At 35.2% G+C, this 23,429-nt stretch carries 9 protein-coding genes; 8 read left to right on the plus strand and 1 reads right to left on the minus strand.

Translation table 11 applies throughout. The features are described 5' to 3' along the window. From B8963_RS09600 to B8963_RS09625, 6 genes are all read left to right on the plus strand, one after another. The coding region (locus tag B8963_RS09600) for a T9SS type B sorting domain-containing protein (RefSeq protein ID WP_084061312.1) at positions 1–1,539 on the plus strand (1,539 nt) is incomplete at its 5' end. Positions 1,540–1,577: 38 nt separating this feature from the next. Continuing rightward, on the plus strand, positions 1,578–2,507 hold the full coding sequence (locus B8963_RS09605) for a PorP/SprF family type IX secretion system membrane protein (protein ID WP_084061313.1): 930 nt from the start codon (positions 1,578–1,580) through the stop codon (positions 2,505–2,507). Between the two features lie 11 nt (positions 2,508–2,518). Next, positions 2,519–4,456 (plus strand): OmpA family protein, encoded by a 1,938-nt coding sequence (locus tag B8963_RS09610; RefSeq protein ID WP_200810830.1) that lies wholly within the window; start codon positions 2,519–2,521, stop codon positions 4,454–4,456. Between the two features lie 144 nt (positions 4,457–4,600). Beyond that, entirely contained in the window at positions 4,601–5,635 is a 1,035-nt protein-coding gene (locus B8963_RS09615; protein WP_084061315.1) for a COX15/CtaA family protein, read from the plus strand. Positions 5,636–5,664: 29 nt separating this feature from the next. Beyond that, positions 5,665–6,159 (plus strand): IS1096 element passenger TnpR family protein, encoded by a 495-nt coding sequence (locus tag B8963_RS09620; RefSeq protein WP_084061316.1) that lies wholly within the window; start codon positions 5,665–5,667, stop codon positions 6,157–6,159. Between the two features lie 46 nt (positions 6,160–6,205). Continuing rightward, a complete protein-coding gene (locus B8963_RS09625; RefSeq protein ID WP_084061317.1) occupies positions 6,206–7,264 on the plus strand; it encodes a nucleoid-associated protein in 1,059 nt (352 codons plus the stop codon). Between the two features lie 4 nt (positions 7,265–7,268). Here B8963_RS09625 and B8963_RS09630 read toward each other — a convergent pair whose 3' ends face one another. Beyond that, on the minus strand, positions 7,269–8,351 hold the full coding sequence (locus B8963_RS09630; protein WP_084061318.1) for a hypothetical protein: 1,083 nt from the start codon (positions 8,349–8,351) through the stop codon (positions 7,269–7,271). A gap of 256 nt (positions 8,352–8,607) precedes the next feature. Between B8963_RS09630 and B8963_RS09640 the strand changes: the two genes are divergently transcribed. Both B8963_RS09640 and B8963_RS09645 read left to right on the plus strand, forming a co-directional pair. Then, complete coding sequence (locus B8963_RS09640) at positions 8,608–20,961, plus strand: T9SS type B sorting domain-containing protein (RefSeq protein ID WP_234989651.1); 12,354 nt, start codon at positions 8,608–8,610, stop codon at positions 20,959–20,961. 227 nt (positions 20,962–21,188) lie between these two features. Next, complete coding sequence (locus B8963_RS09645; protein ID WP_084061319.1) at positions 21,189–23,249, plus strand: DUF11 domain-containing protein; 2,061 nt, start codon at positions 21,189–21,191, stop codon at positions 23,247–23,249. Positions 23,250–23,429 lie beyond the last annotated feature (180 nt).

A 23,429-nucleotide genomic window follows, 5' to 3' on the forward strand; every position in this document is an offset into this window, starting at 1 on the left:
ACTTTAGAATTAACTATTGATACTACAGCGCCGAGTGCTCCAATTGTAGAAATCACGGAAGACGTTAATAATGAAGGCTTAATTTCCGAAGATGAATTGATTGGCGATATTGATGCAGTGCTAACACTTCCTGCAGATGCTGTAGAAGGAGATACTGTAACAATTTCCGATGGAAATGGAAACACTCAAAATATCATACTGACAGCTACAGATATTGTTAATGGAACAATTAATGTAATTATATCAAATCCTGGTGATAATGGAACTATTGATGTAAATGCTTATATAACCGATGTAGCTGGAAATGTAGGATCTAATAGCGTAACAGATAGTGCAACACTAGATTTAACAAATCCTTTGGTTGATAGTTTCGCCACTATAGATATTACTCCTGTTTTAACTGGTCAAGGAGATCCAAATGAAACTTTAACCATAGCCTTAGACACTAATGCAGATGGCACACCTGACGTTACATATACAATTACTACTGACGGAAATGGAGATTGGAGCTTAGACACTGAAACAGCAACCCCTAATTCTGGAAGCTTCCCAGTTCTGGTAGATCAAGATGTAATTGATATTACTGCTACTGATCCTGCTGGCAATAGCGGAATGGGTGCAGTTACCGTTTCTGTTGATTCTGATGGCGATGGACTTAATGATAACGAAGAGGTTACCTTAGGAACTGATCCGAACAATCCGGATTCAGATGGCGATGGTATAAATGATGGACAAGAGGTAAATATTGACAATACAGACCCATTAGACGATTGTAGTTCTATTGGTGGAACTCCTTTAGATACTAGTGATTGTGATACCGACGGACTTACAACTTCTGAAGAGACCACTTTAGGTACGGATCCTAATAATCCGGATTCCGATATTGATGGTCTGCTAGATGGTGAAGAAGTAGCCTTAGGTACCGACCCAAATAATCCTGACTCAGATGGAGATGGCATAAATGATGGTCAAGAAGTTACCGATGCAACTAATCCTCTAGACGATTGTGATCATATTGGTGGCAATGCTCTTCCCGATAGTGATTGTGATGCGGATGGTCTAACCACTGCTCAAGAAGATGCTATTGGAACTGATCCAGATAATGCCGATACAGATGGTGATACTATTAATGATGGTCAGGAAATTAATGACGGTACTGATCCTCTTAATCCTTGCGATTCTATAGGTGGTGTACCGACGCTTGGTGCAGGTTGTAATTCTGAAGTAGTGGAATCTGGTATTGCCGTTTCTAACGAAATTATAACGCCTGATAATGATGGAACTAATGATTTCTTTAGAATTGAAAATATCGAATCTTTCCCAAACAATACGGTTCAAATTTATAACCGTTGGGGAGTAATTGTATATGAAATGTCAGGTTATGACAATGTTTCAAATACATTCAAAGGAACATCAAGTGGAAGAGCTACGATTAATAAAGATTCCGAATTACCTGTAGGCGTTTATTTCTATGTTATTAATTATGTAAATAATGGTGAAAATTTAAACAAATCAGGTTATCTATACATTAATCGTTAAAAGAAATATAATTAATAGTCATTAAGATAAAACATACCATGAAAAAATATATCATAATCATCCTAATAATCACTGGTTTTCAATCGGTTAGTGCTCAGCAAGATGCACAATACACACAATATATGTACAATACCATTGCCGTAAATCCTGCCTATGCTGGTTCTCGAGGAGTATTCAGCATTGGTGCGCTACACCGTTCTCAATGGGTAGGTCTAGATGGAGCACCTGTTACACAAACGCTTAACTTTCATACCCCTGTTTCTAACAGAGTGGGACTGGGTTTGTCTATAGTTAATGATGAAATAGGGAATGGAACCAATCAAGACACATATTTTGACGCGGCTTTTTCTTACACCATTCCTACCTCCGAAGAAGGTAAACTTTCCTTTGGATTAAAAGCGGGTGGGCATTTTCTAAACATAGATTTTACAAAACTTAGAAATTATGGAGCTGAGACCAATTTACCTAATATTGACAATAAATTCTCTCCCAATTTTGGAGCAGGAATTTACTACCATACCGATAAGTTTTATACCGGATTATCTGTGCCTAATTTTTTACAAACAGAACATTTTGATAATTCAGGCACTAATAGTTCTTCTTTTTTAGCTGAAGAGCGTTTAAATATTTACCTAATTACAGGGTATGTCTTTGATATAAATCCTAATTTAAAATTTAAACCCGCTGGATTGGCAAAAGCAGTTAAAGGTGCTCCTTTGCAAGTAGATGTTTCTGCAAATTTCTTAATTAATGAAAAATTCTCTGTAGGTGCCGCTTACCGATGGGATGCTGCCGTAAGTTTATTGGCTGGTTTTCAAATTTCAGATCAACTTATGTTAGGATTAGCCTATGACAGGGAAACTACTGATTTAGGCGCTACGCGTTTCAACGATGGATCTTTTGAAGTCTTTCTTCGTTACGAGTTTTTAACGAGATACAAAAAAGTACTAACACCAAGATTCTTCTAAATCAATTGAACATGAAACTAAAATATATTGTAATCTGTACTACCCTGCTTACCATAGTTGGTAATGCACAAGAAAAACAAATTAAAAAAGGCAATGCGTTGTTTGATAATTTTATTTATCAAGAGGCTATTGCTTCTTATGAAGAACTAATCGCTAAAGGCTATTCTAATGAAGATGTATATAAAAACTTAGGCAACGCTAATTATTTTAATGCCAATTATGAAGCTGCTGCTGGTTGGTTTGAAAAATTAGTGAGTTTAGATAATACTACTCTAGATGCTGAATATTTCTACAAATATGCCCAGAGTCTTAAATCCTTAAAAAAATATAAGGAATCGGATGATTGGATGCGAAAATTTGAAACTGCTAAATCACAAGATAATCGTGGACGAATATTTGGTAAAAGTGAAGATTATCTCAGCAAGATAAAAGAAAACTCTGGTAGGTATACCATTAAAAGTAGTAGCATAAACTCTACAGCCTCAGATTTCGCACCTTCTTTTAATGGTTCGCAATTGGTGTTTTCAACAGCTAGGGATTCTGGCATTACTAGCAAAAATATTCACCAATGGACCGGAAAAGCGTTCTTAAATTTATATGAAGCTACCATCAATAATCATGAAAATCTTACAGAACTTACGCCTCTTTCTAAAAAATTAAATAAAAAAACCCACGAGTCTTCCACTGTTTTTACCAAAGATGGAAAAACCATGTATTTCACCAGAAATAATTCTGAAAATGGTGCATTCTCAAGAGATGAACAAGGGGTTAGTAGATTAAAAATTTATAAAGCATCATTAATAAATAACACTTGGGATAATATTATAGAATTACCGTTTAATAGTGACAGCTATTCTGTTGCGCACCCCACCCTTTCCCCTGATGAATCTAAATTATACTTTGCTTCTGATATGCCAGGAACATTAGGTGCTTCTGATATTTTTATGGTTAATATTAATGACGATGGCACTTATAGTACTCCTATAAATCTTGGCCCTAAAGTTAATACCGAAGCACGTGAAACGTTTCCTTTTATATCTTCCTCTAACAAATTATACTTTGCTTCAGATGGGCATCCAGGACTTGGTGGCTTAGATATCTTTGCACTTGATCTTAATAACTTAGATAACGGAGTTGTTTTAAATGTTGGAGCTCCTGTTAATAGCGAAGAAGATGATTTTACTTTTATAATCAATGAAAGTACTCGTAAAGGATATTTTGCTTCCAACAGAAAAGATGGCTTAGGCAGTGATGATATTTATAGCTTCGTTGAAAATACGCCGCTTAATTTTTCGTGCATCACTATTTTAAGAGGAATAGTTAAAGACGAAAAAACGAGTGAATTCCTACCAGATACTCGACTTACTGTTATAAATGCTGAAGGTGAAACTGTTATTCAAGGCGTTTCTGATTCTAATGGTAATTTTACCCTAGAAGGCGATTGTACCAAAGGTGACTACACCATTGTTGCAGCTAAAACAGACTACAATGAAACTACATTTAATTTCACCAATTCTGGAGAATCCGAATTAAACAACCTTAATATTAGTCTTAAATCTAGCTTAGATGAAGCTGAAACAGGAGATGATTTAGCTAAAAAATTGAACTTAGAAAAAATCTATTTTGATTTTGATAAAGCTAACATTAGAAGAGATGCTCAAGCGGTTTTAGAAAAAGTAGTAACCTACTTAAAGCAATATCCTAATACTAATATCCAAATTGGATCGCATACAGATGCTAGAGGTAATGATAACTATAACCTAGCTTTATCCAACCGAAGAGCTAAAGCAACATTACAATATTTAATCACTCAAGGTATTGATGAAAATAGATTATCTGCGCAAGGTTTTGGCGAAACTAATTTAACTAATAACTGCGATAACACAACTAAATGCTCAGAGGAAGAACATCAACTTAATAGAAGATCTGTATTTTTAGTAATCAAATAAATACTTCCTTTTATAAGAGTAAAAAGGCAGAAAATCTACATTAGATTCTCTGCCTTTTTTAATTGAAAATTACTGAAAAATCTATTGATCTACAGTAGTCAATATTTAATAAAGAGTAGTAATTTTGTACCCTAAATTATAAGCATGCAAAAGCACTTTAAAAAATTTGCTAAAACAGCTTTAATACTAGTTTATCTAGTAATTATAGCGGGAGCGGTTGTTAGAATGACAGGCAGTGGAATGGGTTGTCCTGATTGGCCAAAATGCTTTGGTTATTATATTCCCCCAACAGATGAAGCTGTGTTGGAATGGCAAGAAAATAGAGCATTTGAAAAAGGACAGGTCATAATTTACGAAGAGTCTTTAAAAATTGCTAAATCTAATTTTACAACCACCAAAAACTTTAATAATGCAAATTGGGAAGATTATACTAAACATGACTATGCTATATTTAATGTTTGGCATACATGGATAGAATATATTAACAGGCTATTAGGTGCGTTAGCTGGGTTAGCAACTTTGGTATTGGCCATTGCATCTTTATGGTTTTGGAAAAAGAACAAGGTAATACCTATATTATCTTGGTTAGTAGTTTTTGGAATGGGCTTTCAGGCATGGCTAGGTGCAACAGTGGTGTATTCTGTATTAGAGCCAGTAAAAATAACACTACATATGATGATGGCCTTAATTATTGTGGCCATGCTCCTCTACATCATCTTTAAAGCTTCAAAATCGCGTAAAAATAGAAAAAATAGTAATCTACTAATCAAATTACTAGGTGTAGCGATCATTTTAACCTTAATTCAAATAGTTCTAGGAACACAAGTGCGTCAGTTTGTAGATCATCAAATAGATTTACATGGAGAACAAGCAAAAAATTTATGGCTTCAAAAACCAGAACTTCAATTTTATATTCACCGATCTTTTTCTGTTTTGGTTGTTTTATTGAATTTATATATCGCTTTTCTAATCCACAAATCTAACTTAGGTTATAAAAAAATAAATTGGGTTCTTATATTGTTATTATCAGAAATAATATCAGGTATCACCATGTATTATATGAATTTTCCCTTCGGAAGTCAGACGATACATTTAGTAATGGCCTCATTACTTTTTGGTGCACAATTCTATTTGGTATTAGAAGCAATAAATGCCAAACGAAGTGTCAAAACTTTGTAACTTTGCAGCACTATTAAAACATCAATAGAATGATTTATAAGATTCGTATAATTTTAGATACCGAAGAAGATATCTTTAGAGATATAGAAATAGAGGCTAGTAATACTTTAGAAGATTTTCATAATGCCATAACTCAAGCCTTTGGATTTTTAGGTAATGAAATGGCTTCTTTTTATACTTGCGATCAAGAGTGGAACCAAGATGAAGAAATTGCGTTACATGATATAAGTGATGGTAGTTCTGATGTGCGACTAATGAACGAAACGTTTATAGAAGACATCATAACCGAAAATACGCCAAAGCTAATTTATGTGTACGATTTTTTAAGCATGTGGACTTTCTTTGTAGAATTAGCGGATATTGCCGAAAAGGAAGATGGTAGAACTTATCCAAACATCTTATTTAGTTTTGGTGAAATCCCAGATTCTCCTCCAGAAAAAAGGTTTGAAGCTGATCCTTCTTTTGATTTTGATGATACCTATGAAAATTACGAAGATTTAGATTTTGATGAAAATTGGAACTAATTTCTAATACCTTAACTTAATATTTTTATTTCCCGAATTATAAACTATGATTAATTTATACGCCACTCAAATAGATACCATTTCCCTTCACCGCGTTGGGAATAAAAACAAAGGTGAAGCAATATTTTTATCTGAGGGCTCATTTGCTCTAAACGATGAAACAACAGGACTTTTAAAAGAATACTTTTTTAAGCCCTTTCGTGAGAAAGAAGAAAATTACTTTCATTTTTCAAATGATGTTGATGTTGAGTTTAATGAAATGTATAAGATAGTATCTGCTATTTTTACAGATCCGGATAGCTTACATGCAAACTCTAAAAAAATTGCATCCTACTTATATGAACAGTCCAACCATCCACACATAAAAAGTGGTGAAGTTTATATTGCCTATTTAAGTGGTGTTCTGTTGGACAATGTTAAAGTGAATGCCATTGGTATTTTTAAAAGCGAGTTAAAGCACGATTTTATACAGTTTGAAGAAAAAGGTAGTAATCTAGACATTATTATTCAGCAAGGAATAAATATTAATAAACTTGATAAGGGTTGTTTAATATTTAATTCTAATAAAGAAGAAGGTTATAAAATTTTATCGGTTGATAGCAACCGTTATGATACAAAATATTGGCTAGAAGAATTTTTAGGTGTTGAAGCCTTATCTGATGATAATTTTAAAACCAAAAACTATTTAAAATTCTGTCAAAATTTCGCAAAAGATGTTGTATTGCCTGCAGAGGATAAGCAACAAGAAGTGCTTTTTATGAATAGAGCAGTAAATCATTTTGCGAAAAATGATTTGTTTGAAGAAAGCAATTTTCTTAACGAAGTAATGGAAAATCCAGATCTTATCCCTGAGTTTAAACATTATAAAACAGAAAAAGGTCCAAAATATAGTGTAGAAGACGTTTCTACATTCGATATTGCTAATAAAGCGGTATCCGATGCAAGAAAGAAAATAAAAAACGTAATTAATCTAGACACCAATATTCAGATTAAGCTAGATTTTATAAATCCAGAATCTGCACAAAAATTTGTGGAAAAAGGTTGGGATGAAGAAAAACAAATGTATTACTATTTAGTATACTTTAATAAAGAGCAAAAAAGCTAAAACATTAGATATTAATTTTGTTCTCCATTATTTGTTTCATACTTACATCTTCGTAATTATTTAAAACAAACTCTAAGGCTAGATGTAATACCTCGCCCATTTTGGAGCATTTTTTAAAGTTTACATCTAAGGTTAGATCATAGATTTGCGATTTTAATAATTCTATATTCTCAGGTGTTGATATATCATCTTCAACACATGCTCGCATGAGTCGTTTTATTCTATTACCCGAACTTTTAATTCGTTTGGCGACAATAGAACGTTCTTCTAATTTATATTGATCTACTGATTTTTTCTGGAGCTTAGAGCGTACCAATTCTACCATTTGGTAGTTTTCTTTAAAAAACTGTGGGCGGTATACTTTTAATTTTCCTTCAAAGCATTGTTGATCAAAATCTATAGGCCTTATCTTATATACTACATGATCAAAATCATGAGTAGGTACAATAACATAATTATACGATCGCATGTCACCAAGCAACCTAATCATACAACGTTCATTAAATTTCACAAACTCTTTAGATAGTTGCGCTTTATCAGGTTCTGTACAGTTTGGTAACATTTCCTTTATAAATACATCGCCAGGAATACCAGCAATATGCTCTTCTATTAAGGTGTTTTTGTAAACCAAAAAGTTTAAATTATAAGGAGATAACATATGCTCTAGCTCTAATCCATAGATTCTTGAAGCATCGGTTTTTTTTACATAAAAATACGTGAAGTTATCATTCAGAATGTTTCTAACTTTAATTCTAAAGGGTTTAGAGTTACCGAAAGTACAGTAGTCCACAGCATCTACATTCAAATACTGAAAAATTTGGTCTCCCCCATCGGAAAGTAAAATAGAATATACTTTTTTTAGGCTTTGATCTATTTCAGCTCTTTCAAATTCCGAATAATATACGCGAACCCATAAACTATCTTCATCGTTAGAATCATAAACAACTATAGATCCTGAAAATCGCAATAAATCTTCGTAAAAAATCGGAATTTCTATAGTACGATTATAATGTCTTAAATAGCTCTCTAATTTGCTACTTACTGGGTAAGCGGGCTTTTTTTTAGACATTAATCTTTCTTCAGACATAAAAGCTATTTTAATATTGATTTCTTCTAAAGTTATTATTTAAATCCAAAAAAGCAACTAAATACCTAAAATAACCTAGTTATTATTTTATGAAATATGTCTTACGAAAACAGCAAATTTCCTACAATAGAAAATCCAAAGCAACATACAATTAATGGTTCACTACAACGGATAGTCAGTTCACAACATAGAATTGTCCGTTAGCTGAATTAGGCCTTATTTTATCTTAAAATGTGTCTTGATTTACCATAAATAGATGAAAAAATACTGTCTTCTCCTTCTTGCTTTACTTTCTTTTAGTAGTATTTCTTTTGCTCAGTTGAGTGATCTTCATTATTTGCCACCTTTAAAACAAGGAAGAAATAATGCCGCAATAGAGCGTCAAGCAGTTTATCTTTCTACTCCTGTAACAACAGCGTTTACTGTAAATGCCTATAGAGGAACCTCAGCTACTCCTATTGCAACATTCAATATTTCGAATGTAAGTCCAGCAGTATATACATTGGCCACCGGTGACAACAACATTACTTTAGTAACTGATGCGAATACTGGTATTGTTTTAAATAATAGTGGATTACGATTTGAATCTCCAAGTGGCAACAAGTTTTATGTAAACTATAGAGGATACTCTTCAGCACAAGCTACCTCGCTAACTTCTAAAGGAAGAGTGGCTTTAGGTCGACGTTTTAAATGGGGAGGTGTGCCAAACCTAGGTGCAGAAGTATCAAAATCTAACACATTAGGTATTATGGCTACGGCAAATAATACTAGAGTAACACTTTCTGGTTATGATCCTAATTGCGTTTTTAGATTAGGTAATAATGTTGCAGGTATTACAGCAGATAGCTATACCATAACTCTTAATGCTAACGAATCTTTTGTTTTTGAAAACTATGTGGGTAATACTCCTACATTAGCCAGCCGCCAAGGTTGGATAGGTGCTTCCATTGAAGCAGATAAAGACATTGTAATAAGTAATGGTTCATTGAACTTTGGTAGACAAGAAAATAATAGTAACAGAGATGCTGGTATAGATCAACCAGTACCCGAAAATAAATTAGGTAAAGAATATGTTTTTGTACGTGGAAATGGTCACTCTAACGGATGGACAGAATTTCCACTATTAATAGCAACTGCAGATAATACACAAATTTTTGTGAATGGGTCTGCAACGCCAATTGCAACTATAAACAATGGTGAGTTTTATGAAGTACCAAGCACTTACTATTCTTCAAGTACTGCTGGAGCAAATATGTTTATCTATACCTCAAAAGATGTATATGCGTACCAATGCTTGGCTGGAAGTACAGGAGCTCAAACCGCAGAACTTAATTTCGTAGCACCAGTAAACTGTTTGTTACCTGATGTTTTGGACAATATTCCTGATATTAGAAACATAGCTGGGTTAATTGTTACAGGAGGCGTAACTATTATTGCCGCTAACAATACCCCTGATGCAAATATTACTGTAACTGATGGAAATGGAAATGTTACGTTGCCAGCTTCACAAGCTGTTGCTGGAACTACCGATTGGAAAACTTTTTATATTCCTAATTTAAACGGAAACGTTAGAGTACAATCTACTGGTCCAATAGCCGTTGGATTTTTTGGTGTTAATGGTAATCAAGGAGTTGCAGGTTATTTTTCAGGATTTGATACCGTTCCGGAGGTTACCTTAGATGTAAGAGGTGGAAGCGGTTGTTTTGTTGGTTCTGAAATATATGAGGCTACAGGAAATTTTGATGCGTATCAATGGTACGAGGATGGCGTTGCTATCCCTGGGGCCAACGGTCCTAGTTATGCAGCGATGCGCGCTGGAGATTATTTCGTCAGAGGAACCAAAGGTCCTTGTACCTATGATTCACAGCCTTTAACCGCGCTATACTGCGATCCAGATGTGGTTATCAATAAAACTGTAGATAAATCGGAAATAATGGAAGGCGAAACTGCCACGTTTACGATACGTGTTCGTAACCTAGGCGCAGGTCCTTTAACTAATTTACGAATTACAGACAACATACCAACAGGACTTACCCTAGTGACAGCGCAAACGATAACTGGGTCTTGGAGTGGTAACACTTGGAATATTGGAACATTAAACGGTGGTGAATCGGCTATTTTAAGACTGGAAGTTCTGGCAGATGAAATAAACACTTTACCGCTTTTAAGTTTGGTAAATACAGCAACAAATACACAAGATCAAGTTGATACAAATATCACCAAAGATTCTCCTTCTGCTTATATAACTGTTCATAACGATTATGATAAGGATGGAATAAAAGATATTACTGACTTAGATGATGATAATGATGGAATTTATGATGAACAAGAATGCAGTAATTTATCTTTAAATATTGCAAATGGGGCTTCCTTTAACAATACGTTTGTTACTATTGATAATTATTTAGTCTTAGATATTTTTAACCTTGACAATTCCTTCAATTTACAAATTAATGGAACCAATATTGCTGGTGAAATTCAATTTCAATCTGCAGTTTCTGGCAATTTCGCTACTTTCTTAGACGGTTATGGTTATGGTCAAAATGGAAACTCACAAGTATATACATTATCTGGTTCTACAGCTACTCCATTAATAAGACTTGTTATTAATCAAGCAGGAGAATTAATGCTCTTTGGAGCTAAAACTAGTAATGGAACATTATTGCCGATGGTTCTAACAACCCCTGCAACCGCGGTTAACTGGAATGCATCGGGCACAAATACGGTAACTATTGGACAGATGGTTACAGGACCAACCAATATGCGTGGAATTTTAAGAACTGCAGGTTGTGATACAGACGCTGATGGTTTACCAAATCATTTAGATCTTGATAGTGATGGCGATGGCTGTAGTGATGCAAATGAATTTTATAAAAGTGACAATGCTGATGGTGGTGATGGTGGTGAATACGGTACGGGTGTTCCTGCTGTAAATGCATCAAACGGAACCGTTTCTGCTGCGTCATACGTTAGAGTACTAGCGCCAGAAATCCTACTAGGTAACACTTCTGAAAATTTAGGCGGAACCAATATTAATGGTCAATCAGTAACCCTAGGTCAAACATTACAATACGTATTACGCTTTCAAAATACAGGAGATGATAATGCCTTAAACTATACTATTCGAGATATTTTACCCAACAATGTAACCTTGGAGAATGTAGATGTATCTGGAGCACCAGGAACGACGTATACGTATGACATCAATACAAGAAACGTAGTATTTACCATCCCTAATAATTTAGTTGAAGTTGGTGACACAGAATATAGTATTAGAATAAGAGTTAAAATCACCTCCAATTGTACAGATTTTGTTGCGGCTTGTTCATCAAACCTTGAAAACATAGCCTATTCCACTTACCAAGGGGCAATCAATACAAGAACTTTTACAGATGAAGGTGGACTTACAACTATAACTGCCTGTGCACGTACGCCAGAAATAGCTAGTAATTCTATTCTTAATGATTTAACTGCCTGTAACCAAGCTAGAACAGTACAATTATGTGGAGATTTTACCATATTAACGGCTGGTGCTGGTTATGTATCTTACAACTGGTTTTTAGATACTAATAACAACGGCGTTATCGATGCTGGTGATACTGCTTTAAATGATGGCAATCCAGATAATAATCCAAGAACATACCGCACCACGGTAATTGGTAACTTTATAGTACAAAAAATATCAGATGGTAGTTGTCCTAATTTAGTAGAACGCATCACAGTAGAACGCTTTGGAACCACCCAAACAAATCCTATTGTAGATTATTTTAACCAAGTAAATAGTGACGCTAACCCAGATAATGATTTACAGGGTGAAATTGTAACATGTTCTATAGATGGTGATTTATTACCAAAAATATTTCTTTGTGGAGCATCTGATGAAGCTACTATTCAATTGGGAATTACAGACGCACAAAGTATTTCATGGCAATTGCTAGATGAAAACAGTTGTACGGATAGTGGTGAAGATTGTGGTAACAAAAACGGAACTTGCTCTTGGACAACTGTATCTAATTTAAACAATTTCACGGTTTCAAATAGTGGTGAATACAGAGTTGTTTTAAATTACACGAACGGATGTTCCAGTCGTTTCTATTTTTCAGTATTTAAAAACGAATTAGATATTAACTATACTTCAAAAAACATACTTTGTGCAACTGATGGAAATATTAGGATAACAAATGTAGGTTCTGGTTATGGCTTTAGTTTAGTAAATGCATTAGACAACACGGTTATCATACCTTTCTCTGCTAATAACGGCCCTAACTTTAATATTGCCAATAGTGGTACTTACAAGGTGCAAATAACACAACTTAACCCAAGTGACAATGCACCAATTGCGGGAAGTTGTATTTTCGAAACAGAAGATATAGGTATTCGAAGAGAAGATTTTACAGTGAATATTAGTACTACTCCCGAAGATTGTAATGCTGGTGGAACCATACGCGTACAAGTAGAAAATGCACTTCCAAATTATAACTATGAGTTACGTTTAGATGACGGTAGTAATGGCGGTTTAGGCTCTCCTGTTCAAAATCATCCTACACAAAATGATAACTCTTACGAATTTACAGGAGTTAGTGCAGGCAATTATATTGTACTTACTACAACACAAGATGGCTGCTCAAATTCACAAGATATCACAGTCGGAATTATTGAAGAGTTAAAACTAAATGCGGTAACATCTGAAAACATTACTTGTACAGCTGGAATTGTTAATCTTACTCCTTCTGGAGGATTACCAAGTCCAAATTATGAAATGGCTATTTGGAGTAAAGATGGTGTAGCTCTTTATAGTAATGAAATAAGCGTACCTGCTTCAGCCTATACAACTGAAGTTAGTTTCTTATTTGGTTATCGAGGTTCTCCTATTACTTATTACCCAAATGAAGAGGGAGACTATGTTTTTATTTTAAAAGATGGCAATGGTTGTTATGCATTCTCTAACTCGGTTCGTGTTGAGGATTTTGGCACTCCAAGCATAACTCCTTCCCATAGTCAAATTATTTGTGCGGATAGCTCAAGTTCTACATTAACTGTTTCGGTTACAGGTGGCACAGCACCATATAGATATAGTTTAAACGGTGGAATTAATTATCAATCCACAAATACTTTTGAAAATTTAGCTGCAGGCATATATTCTATTACCGTAATGGATGCAAGTGGCGCAACGGAAACAACAGGCTGTGAAACAAGTATCGAATACGAAATAGATCAACCTTTTAGATTACTTGCTTCTGCTGCAATAATAGAAGATGCATCATGTAATCCTACTGGTGCATTGGTTAAAATATTAAACCCTACAGGAGGCGATGGCATCTATGAATATAGTTTTGATGGTGGCTCAACATTTACCGCAGCTAACGCTAGAAATTTAGCTCCAGGGGATTATGATTTAGTATTACGTGATGGATTAGAGTGTACTTATGAAATGGAAATAACCGTTCCATCTCCTTCAGCAGATCCTAGTTTTACAAGCGCAATTGATTATGATTGTAATGGATTAGGCACCATAACAGTTACTCCATCCAATACAACAGATTTTAATTATACCTATCAATTAAACGGCGCAAATAATACGCCGATAGATAATAATATTTTTACCGGTGTTTCGAATGGTACGCAAACAATTTCTATTGGTTATTCTGGCACTATCACACCTGCGCAAAGCACCTTGTTCTTTGAAAATTTTGGAGCAGGAATATCTACGCAAATTGCAGAAATAGGATCTGATTATTGCTATGAACCACAAAGTGGCGCTGAAACAGATTGTAATCGTGGGCCTGCAGGAATATTAGTAAACGGAGAATATACGGTTACTAACTTTGTTACCAATCCAATCCCAGCTTGGAGAAGTCCTAATGATCATAGTGGGTTAACGGATGGTCGTTTCTTAGTGGTCGACATAAGTACATTCTCTGATGTTTACGCAACTCCTGTCAGCAAAAGTATTTTATGGCAGAAAAATAATTTAGAAGTATTACCAAACAGAGAAATTACTTTATCACTCTATGCCTACAACCTAATGCAGGTTAGCGGTAATGGCAATAACCCAAGAATGCTTATAGAATTAATTGATACTAGTGGAAACATTATTGCAAGTACATCTACTGCAGAAATACCAAAAAATACTAATGCAAATGATTGGCATAACCGCACGGTAACTTTTAATCCTGGTGCTAATACCAATGTAGGAATTGTTATAAGAAGTGACCTAAATAGTGATTTTGGAAATGATCTTATCTTGGATGACATTCTAGCATATCAAACACCAGAAGTTTGTGAAAAAACAGAAAATATTACTGTAATTGTTGAAGACAATAAAGAATTTAGCGCAAGATCATTAAGCAAAACAGACCCAAGTTGTAATGCTGGTTCTGATGGTAGCATACGTTTTGAAGTATTAAATTTTGATACAGCCACAGGATTTGAGTATTCTGTTGATGGTGGCACTAACTGGACCACCTCTTTAGTATCTCCTATTACAACCACAGCTACTTTAGCAGATGGATTGTATACCGTATTAGTTAGAAAGGTAAGTGACAATGCATGTGCGACTAACTTTGATGTTACCTTGGTTGAACCATCAGCTATTATTCCTGGCTTAAGTCAGACTGCAGATTACACATGTTTTAACACTGGAGCAACGCTTACTGCTTCAGCCACAGGCGGGAACCCTGCTTATCAATATCAACTAGAACAAGCTGGAAATGTTATTGTAAGACCATTCCAAACAAACAAAATCTTCAACAATATTACTGAAGGAGATTACTTTGTTAGAGTAAGAGATGCTAAAGGTTGCGAGCAAATTACAACCGTAGCAATAACTGTAGATCGTTATCAAGATGTTGACTTTGATTTGACAGCAACTGCATGTTATGATGGTAGTAATAACGCTACAATTACAGCAACGGTAACTTCTGGTAATACTGGTTACACTTTTAGAATTAATGGAAACGCATGGATTACTCCTAGCCCATCAACTTCTAATACACATACTTTTAGTGGTTTAGCAAATGGAAGTTATACCGTTGAAGTAACCGACGCTTATGGTTGTGTTTCTGTAGTTAAAACTATTGATATTCAACCTATTTTAAATGCTAGTATTACTTTAAATCATGTGAGTTCATGCGCAGATGGTAGCATTACTGTTAATGCAACTGGTGGTGATGGTAATTTAGCCTATGCTTTTGTACCAACTGGTACTGGTGTTTCTTTTTCAGATTTTGGTCCTTCAAATGTATATACAGTTGCTGCAGCAAACGCAGGTACTTATGATGTTTATGTTTGGGATAACAATGCAGCAAATCCTCATTGTGAATATTCAGAAACGGTTACCATAAACCCTGCTACGCCATTAACCATAAACGCAGTAGCAACGGATCCATCTTGCTATAATGGCAATGGTAGAATAACAGTATCTGTTAGCTCAGGAATTGCACCTTATACTTATCAAATTATCGATCTGGATAATGGAGGTGCTTCCAACCAAACAACAAGTAGCCTATCGGCCAATACAAGAACATTCTTTAATCTTGCTCCAGGAAATTACACTATTAATGTTACTGATGCTTCTGGTTGTACCAGTACTCAAACACCAGTAACTATTGGTAATCCAGATGAATTAATATCAGACTTAGAATCTATATTATCAGATGATTGTGCACCTGCAACAGGATTTAGATTTATAAACTATACTACAACCCTTAGCGGAACCTTACAGTTTAGTCACAATGGTGGAACCACTTGGCAATTATCTGATACTTTTGAATCACCTGCTTATACGTTAACATCTGGTAATACGGTTAACCCATCTATTAGAACAGTTGATGGTTCCGGAAATACTTTATGTAGAGTAGATTTCCCACAATACACCATAAACTTTCCACTGGATGATCTAGATATTACTGTTTCTACGGTTATTAAAAACTGTAATGAATTAATTGTTACTGTACAGGGGAATGAAGGTACAGCTCCATATCAATATACTTATAGTGATGATCCAGCAAACTTTAATGCTATTACTCCTGCCAACCCATGGTCCACACCTGCAAGAGGCTTAGGAGACCCAGAAGTATTTAATGGTTTAATTCCAGGTAGAACTTATGTTTTTTATGTGAAAGATGCCAATGGATGTATCAGACAGAGCGACCAAAACGTTGCAGAACTGAACACCAATCCAATAGATATTGATGCGACTTTTACACCATCATGTTCAGCCCTAAATAACGGTCAAATTGTATATACTCTTATTGACAATCAAGCTCCTACCGAGCTTAACATGAGATGGGAATTACGCAATTTAAGTGGAACTATTATCCGTTCTAGTGGTAATGGACTTACTCCAGGACTTCCTGGTGCTATTATTGGCTATAATTCTTCAATTACTATTGGTAACTTAAGTCCTGATGATTATTATATAACTGTAACCGAAGTAAATGGCACAACAGACACCTGTATTTCAGCATCGGAAAACCTAAAATTAATTGAATTAAATCCTATAACTGCAGCATTAAATAAACTGCAAGACATGACTTGTGACAATCCTGGTTTAATAGCGATTGAAAATATAAATGGTGGTGGCGGCAGCTATAATTACACAGTAACAGGTCCTGCTCCATTTAGCGCTATTTCTGGTACAACAGATAATCCAATTGAAATTCCTGCAGGTTCTCCTACGGGCACATACAATGTTTCCATTAGTGATCAATATGGTTGCGGTGCCTATGCTATAGGTAGTGTAAATATGACTATGCCCCTTCCACCAACTATTACGAGCGTAGCAGTAGAGAATTGCAGTACCAAACCAAGTATTACAATTACGGCCAGTAGTCCTTCTTCTTCCATTCTTTATTATTCTATTGATGGCGGATTAAATTATGTAACCAACAACGTTTTTAATAATTTAACTGCAGGAACATATGCTGTTTTTGTTAAAGATGGTAATGGCTGTACGTTTATATACACTACTAGTCCTGTAATTGTACATCCAAGATTGCAAGCAACGGCTTCGTTGGTTTCAAGTTTAGGTTGTGGTCCAGGTCAGGAAGCAGAAATAGAAATTAATGCAATCTCAGGATCTGGCAATTATGATTACATCATTGCTGATTCTTCTGGTCCTTTAGGAGTAAGACAAGCATTAACATCACCAGAAATAGTTTTGGTTTCTGTGGCAGACATTTACACGATTACCGTTTATGATAACAATACTTCCGGACCTGAATGTTCTAGAGTATTTACTGTAGAAGTTCCTGCGGCTGTTCAACCCAATTTTACAGCAACACCTACAGATGTTAGTTGCGATGGATCAACTGATGGAACTATTGCTATTGCAGAAACTAACAATGGCAACAATCCACTAAGCTACAGTTTAGTGCCCAATAATGGTAGTTATGACAGTGCAACAAATTCTTTTATTAATTTGCCTGCTGCAACTTATCAAGTAACTGGAACAGGACCTAATGGCTGCCAAACTGTTGTTAATACTGTTGTGGTTGGAGTACCTAACCCTATTACATTTACAACACCAGTAGTGAATGAATTTGGTTGTACTACTAATAATACTACAAACAATGCAACTATTGTATTGGACGCTTCAAGTATAACTGGAGGTAGCAATAATTATGTTCGATTTGAATTTATTGATGTAGCAACTGGAACTATTTTACAAAACAATACGTCTTCTACATACCAGTATACAGATTTCAATGGTGGTGATGTTATTGTTCGTGTTATAGATAATAATGGTTGTAGTGGTGAAGAAACCGTTACAGTAGCTCCTTATGATCAACTTATTTCAGCTTCTACAAGTGTTGTTGAAGCCATAAATTGTATCAATGCAGGTGAAGATATTAGCGTTTCGGTAACTGGGCGTCTTTCAACCTATGCGACTAATCCAGGAGATTATACCTTTAGATTATTGCCTTCAGGTACTGTACAAGGATCAAATATTTTCCCAGACTTACAACCAGGCACGCACACCATTGAAGTTAGAAATAGTATTACAGGTTGTGTTATAACTACGCAACATGTAGTGCGAGCGCCAAATACATTTACTGTTTTAGTAGAGAAATTGTCAGATGCAGTTTGTTATGGGGACAATGGTAGCATTAGACTTACAATGAGTGACGCTACGTACACCGGAAGTTATACCTATCGAGTGTACAATACAAACAATACTCCTAACGATCCTTCAGATGATGGTAGCGCTATTTTTACAGCAAGCTCACCTAATGCTGGTCCAACTCCTGCAATTGATGTGGCTGCTGGAAATTATAGAGTAGAAGTAATTCAGGACGGCTTACCAAATTGTCCGCAAAATAGAGTATTCAGTATTTCTACACCAAGTGCTCCGGTTACACTAGCGCCTATAGCTAGAAAGGATGTAGGTTGTACTAATGACCAAGGAACGGCTATTATTGATCCAAATGGTGGATTAGCACCTTATACTATAACCTTAACAAACGATGATACTAGTGTTAGTAGAACTGTCACAAATGTAAATGCTCAGCAATTTCAAAATTTAACAGCAGGTCGTTATTCAGTAGTTGTTGTAGATGCTTTAGGATGCTCTAATACTTTCACAAATGTATTTGAATTATTGCTTCCTGATCCAATATCTGGCACAATTAGTAATACAAATTTAGTTTGTGCAGGTGATACGGATGCATCTGTTAGTATTAGTGTAAATTCAAGAAATATTACTACTAATTACAGATATAAATTAAACAGATATAATGATGCTTTAGGAAGTACATTACTGCAGTCAACTGCTAATCAAACCTCAGCAACATTTAACAATCTTGGGGCCGGATATTACAGTATTAGTGTAATAGATGATATGAATTGTACCTTCGAATCTTCTATTGTAGAAATCATTAATCCTATAAAACCAAAAGGTTCACTAGTTATGTTATCACCTTTAGGTTGCACAGTTGGGGCACAATTACAATTAACAGCCACTGGCGGATCTGCACCCTACACATGGAGTACTGATGGTGTTACATTTAATGCTATGAACGAAACTAATGGTAGTGATACGCATCTTTTCCTAAACATGACAGCTGGAACGTATACCTATTACATTAGAGATAGTTTCAATTGTATTTCAACGGTTTCTAATACAGTAGTTGTAGATCCTATAGAGACATTAACTCTGGCTGTAAATACAACAGCGGCGGTAATTAATTGTAATGGCGAAAGCACCGCAGTTATAAGCGTAAGAGCCGATGGTGGATTAGGAAATTATCAATATGGTTTATTCGCAGATGCCGGTTTAACTAATCAAATTAGAGCCTATCAAAATTCTGAGGTGTTTGCAGATTTACCAATGGGTGTATACTTTATAAACGTTCAAAGTGAAGATTGTGAGACTATTTCAAGTCAAATAAACATTACAGAACCAACACCATTGATAGTTGACCCTGTTGTGACAAATGTGAGTTGTTTTGAGGAAAATGATGGAAGTATTGTTGTTAATTTAAGTGGAGGTTCTGGTAATTACCAATATGCCATATCGCCAAATCTTAATAAGTTCGATACCAAAAACACCTTCACTAATTTAGGACCAGGAACTTATACCATAATTGCTCAAGATAAAAACGGTTGTTTTGAACAATTAGAAATCACAATTACTGAGCCTAGTCTATTGGAGTTTGTTGCTACAACCACTCCAGAAGTTTGCGCTGGCGATGAAGATGGTACCATTAGCTTAACCATAAATGGCGGCACTGGACCATATAGCACTAGTTTAAATTCAGATAATGATGCAGATTTTGTTGAAGGTCAAACACTTTATCAAGATTTAGCGGCTGGAACTTACACCGTTTTTGTAAAAGATGCTAATAACTGTATTACTAATCAGGCTATTATCGTTGAAGGAGGTGAAAATTTAAACACCACGCTTACAGTAGTCTACGAGTGTACTGGTGATACTCCTAACAACAGTCTTGCTATTGATTTTGAAGATCCAAGTATTAGTGCTGATGTTCTTTACGGTTTAGATACAATGGATCCAAATGATTTTGTAATGGATCCTGACTTTACCAACATAGCGCCTGGAGCACATTATTTAACTATTGCTCACGCAAATGGTTGTATTAGAACATTTGATTTCAATGTAGAAGCATATGAACCTCTTGTACTAACATTAGAACAAAGAGCTATTAATGAAATTACGGCGACTGCTGTAGGTGGTAAAGAAGGATATACCTACTATTTTGATGGCATTGAGAATGGTGAAGATAATACATTCTATATAAAACGTACAGCTACCTATACTGTTCGTGTTGTTGATGAAAATGGCTGTGAGTCGGTAGCCTCCATTGCAATGGAATTTATAGATATAGAAATACCAAATTTCTTTACACCAGATGCTGACGGAATTAATGATTACTGGATCCCAAAAAATATTGAACATTTCCCTAACATATGGATTAATATTTTTGATAGGTATGGTAGATTAATTTACAAACTTGAAGATAATGCTGCAGGTTGGGATGGACTATACCAGAACACTGATTTACCAACTGGGGATTACTGGTATATTATTAAGCTAAATGGTGCTGAAGACACACGTGAATTCGTAGGAAACTTCACCCTGTATAGATAGAAAACTTTTAAATTAAGCCTATATAAAACCGAAAGAATTATTTAGAATAATTCTTTCGGTTTTTAATTTTATGACTAAATAGACTGTAACGTTTTTAACTATTCAACCTCAAACCACAGCTAATTCAAAATTCACAACATTTAATTGAACTTCACATCATATATGTGCTATTTTGCAAGAAATCAATTGTAAATACTAGAAAAATCTAGAAAACATTTGACCTGTTCATGAAGTATTTTTATTTATTTTTTCTACTGGTATTCCTTTCAACAAACTATGTTTTTGCGCAGTTAAGTGATTTACATTACTTGCCACCCCTAAAACAAGGGAGTAATAACCAAGCTATTCAACAACAGGCAGTCTATTTATCTACTCCAGAAACAACCGCCTTTAATGTAGATGTATATTTAGGCACAAACACTACAGCAATAGCAACACTCTCAATATCAAAAACTAGTCCGGCGGTGTATAATCTTTCTAACGGGGATAATAATGTTACTTTGGTAACAAATGCTAATACGGGGATTGTTTTAAATAGTAGTGGATTACGATTTGAATCACCGAGCGGAAATGAATTTTATGTAAACTACCGAGGTATTTCTGGATCACAGGCAGCATCATTAACTTCAAAAGGTAGAGCAGCTATGGGTACCCGTTTTAAATGGGGAGGTGTTCCAAATTTAGGAACTCACGTTTCTAAATCCAATACCGTGGGCATCATGGCAACAGAAAATAATACAACCATAAATTTAACTGGTTATGATCCAAATTGCGTATTTAGGTTAGGCAATGATCCAGATGGAATTACAGCAGACTCATATCAAATTACTTTAAATGCTAATGAATCATTTGTATTCGAAGCCTACATGGGTAACTCTTTTTCTATTGCTCAAAGCCAAGGTTGGATTGGAGCCTCAATTGTGTCCGATAAAAATATAGTTATCAGCAATGGTTCTTTAAATTATGGGCGACAAGCAAATTCAAGTAACCGAGATGCAGGAATTGACCAACCTGTTCCTGAGAACAGATTAGGAAAAGAATATGTTTTTGTAAGAGGAAATGGAGGATCAGGTGGTGAAACAGAATTTCCTATAATTATCGGAACTCAAAACAATACTGCGATTTATGTGAATGGTTCCGCTACTCCAATTGCAACAATTAATAATGGTGATTACTTTGAAATACCAAGCAGTTTTTATTCATCTAATTCAGTTGGGGCAAATATGTTTGTAACAACTTCAAAAGACGCTTACGCTTATCAATGTATAGCTGGATCTAGTGCTATTTACACTCAAGGATTAAATTTCGTTGCGCCAGTCAACTGTCTTCTACCCGATATTATGGATAATATTCCAGATATCACTAATGTAGCAGGAACAACATTGTCTGGAGGAGTAACCATAATTGCCTCTACCTCTACTCCAGATGCTAATATTCAAGTTACGGATGGAACAGGGCCAATTACACTTCCTAGTTCAACTAGCGTTGCGGGCACAACTTTATGGAAAACGTATTACGTACCCGGGTTAACCGGAGATGTTAGTGTAGAATCTACAGGACCCATAGCGGTCGGATTTATAGGTTTTAATGGAGCTAGAGGTATCGCTGGTTATTTTTCAGGTTTCGATACGGTTCCAGATGTGGAACTTCAAGTTTCTGGAGGTGGTTGTCTACCTTCAGCAGATGTGGAAGTTGTAGATCCAAATTTTGATAACTATCAGTGGTTCGAAAATGGTAATTTAATTGTGGGTGCAAATTCCGCAACATATACGCCAAGTCAAGCTGGCGATTATTACGTTCGTGTAACCAAAGGTGGTTGTACTTATGACTCGCAGCCGTTAACAGCGTATTATTGCGACCCAGATATAGTGCTAAATAAGGATGCAGATCAAAATATTGTTTATGATGGTGATACCGTAACATTTACGATTACTGTCGAAACTTTAGGCATAAATCCTGTAACTAATTTAGTACTAACAGATGTACTTCCATCTGGATTAGAATTACTATCATCTTCAGTTTCTAAAGGTGCATTCTCTTATCCAAACTGGAATGTAGGAAACATGAATCCAGGGGATCTTGAAACTTTAATTTTAGTAACTAAAGCAGGGCTTGAAAATATCTACATTTCTTCTGCAAATTATACAAACACGGTAACCAACAGTCAAGATCAAATAGATACCAATATTACAACCGATGACCCATCGGAAACAATTACAGTGAATATGGTTAATCCTACTTCGGTAATTACCAACAGAAGAATAACGTATCGTATCAAAAGAAATTGATTTAACATCAATCTTATACAGCCTTAGGCTGCTGATTATTTTTTTCTTCATTTTAGCTTTACTGATAGCTAATAAAACCACCTATGCAACATGTATTTATTCTTTTACAACAAACAGTTTATCATTAAAATATAGTATACGTTCTTTACTTAAAGTAACATATATTTCGGGCATCGTCCT

It is taken from the genome of Cellulophaga tyrosinoxydans (genome assembly GCF_900176415.1).
Taxonomy (GTDB): Bacteria; Bacteroidota; Bacteroidia; order Flavobacteriales; family Flavobacteriaceae; genus Cellulophaga; species Cellulophaga tyrosinoxydans.

Coding starts and splice junctions, on each gene's coding strand:
- B8963_RS09645 (WP_084061319.1), top strand. CDS start 21,189: ATGAAGTATTTTTATTTATTTTTTCTACTGGTATTCCTTTCAACAAAC.
- B8963_RS09640 (WP_234989651.1), top strand. CDS start 8,608: ATGAAAAAATACTGTCTTCTCCTTCTTGCTTTACTTTCTTTTAGTAGT.
- B8963_RS09620 (WP_084061316.1), top strand. CDS start 5,665: ATGATTTATAAGATTCGTATAATTTTAGATACCGAAGAAGATATCTTT.
- B8963_RS09605 (WP_084061313.1), top strand. CDS start 1,578: ATGAAAAAATATATCATAATCATCCTAATAATCACTGGTTTTCAATCG.
- B8963_RS09630 (WP_084061318.1), bottom strand. CDS start 8,351: ATGTCTGAAGAAAGATTAATGTCTAAAAAAAAGCCCGCTTACCCAGTA.
- B8963_RS09625 (WP_084061317.1), top strand. CDS start 6,206: ATGATTAATTTATACGCCACTCAAATAGATACCATTTCCCTTCACCGC.
- B8963_RS09615 (WP_084061315.1), top strand. CDS start 4,601: ATGCAAAAGCACTTTAAAAAATTTGCTAAAACAGCTTTAATACTAGTT.
- B8963_RS09610 (WP_200810830.1), top strand. CDS start 2,519: ATGAAACTAAAATATATTGTAATCTGTACTACCCTGCTTACCATAGTT.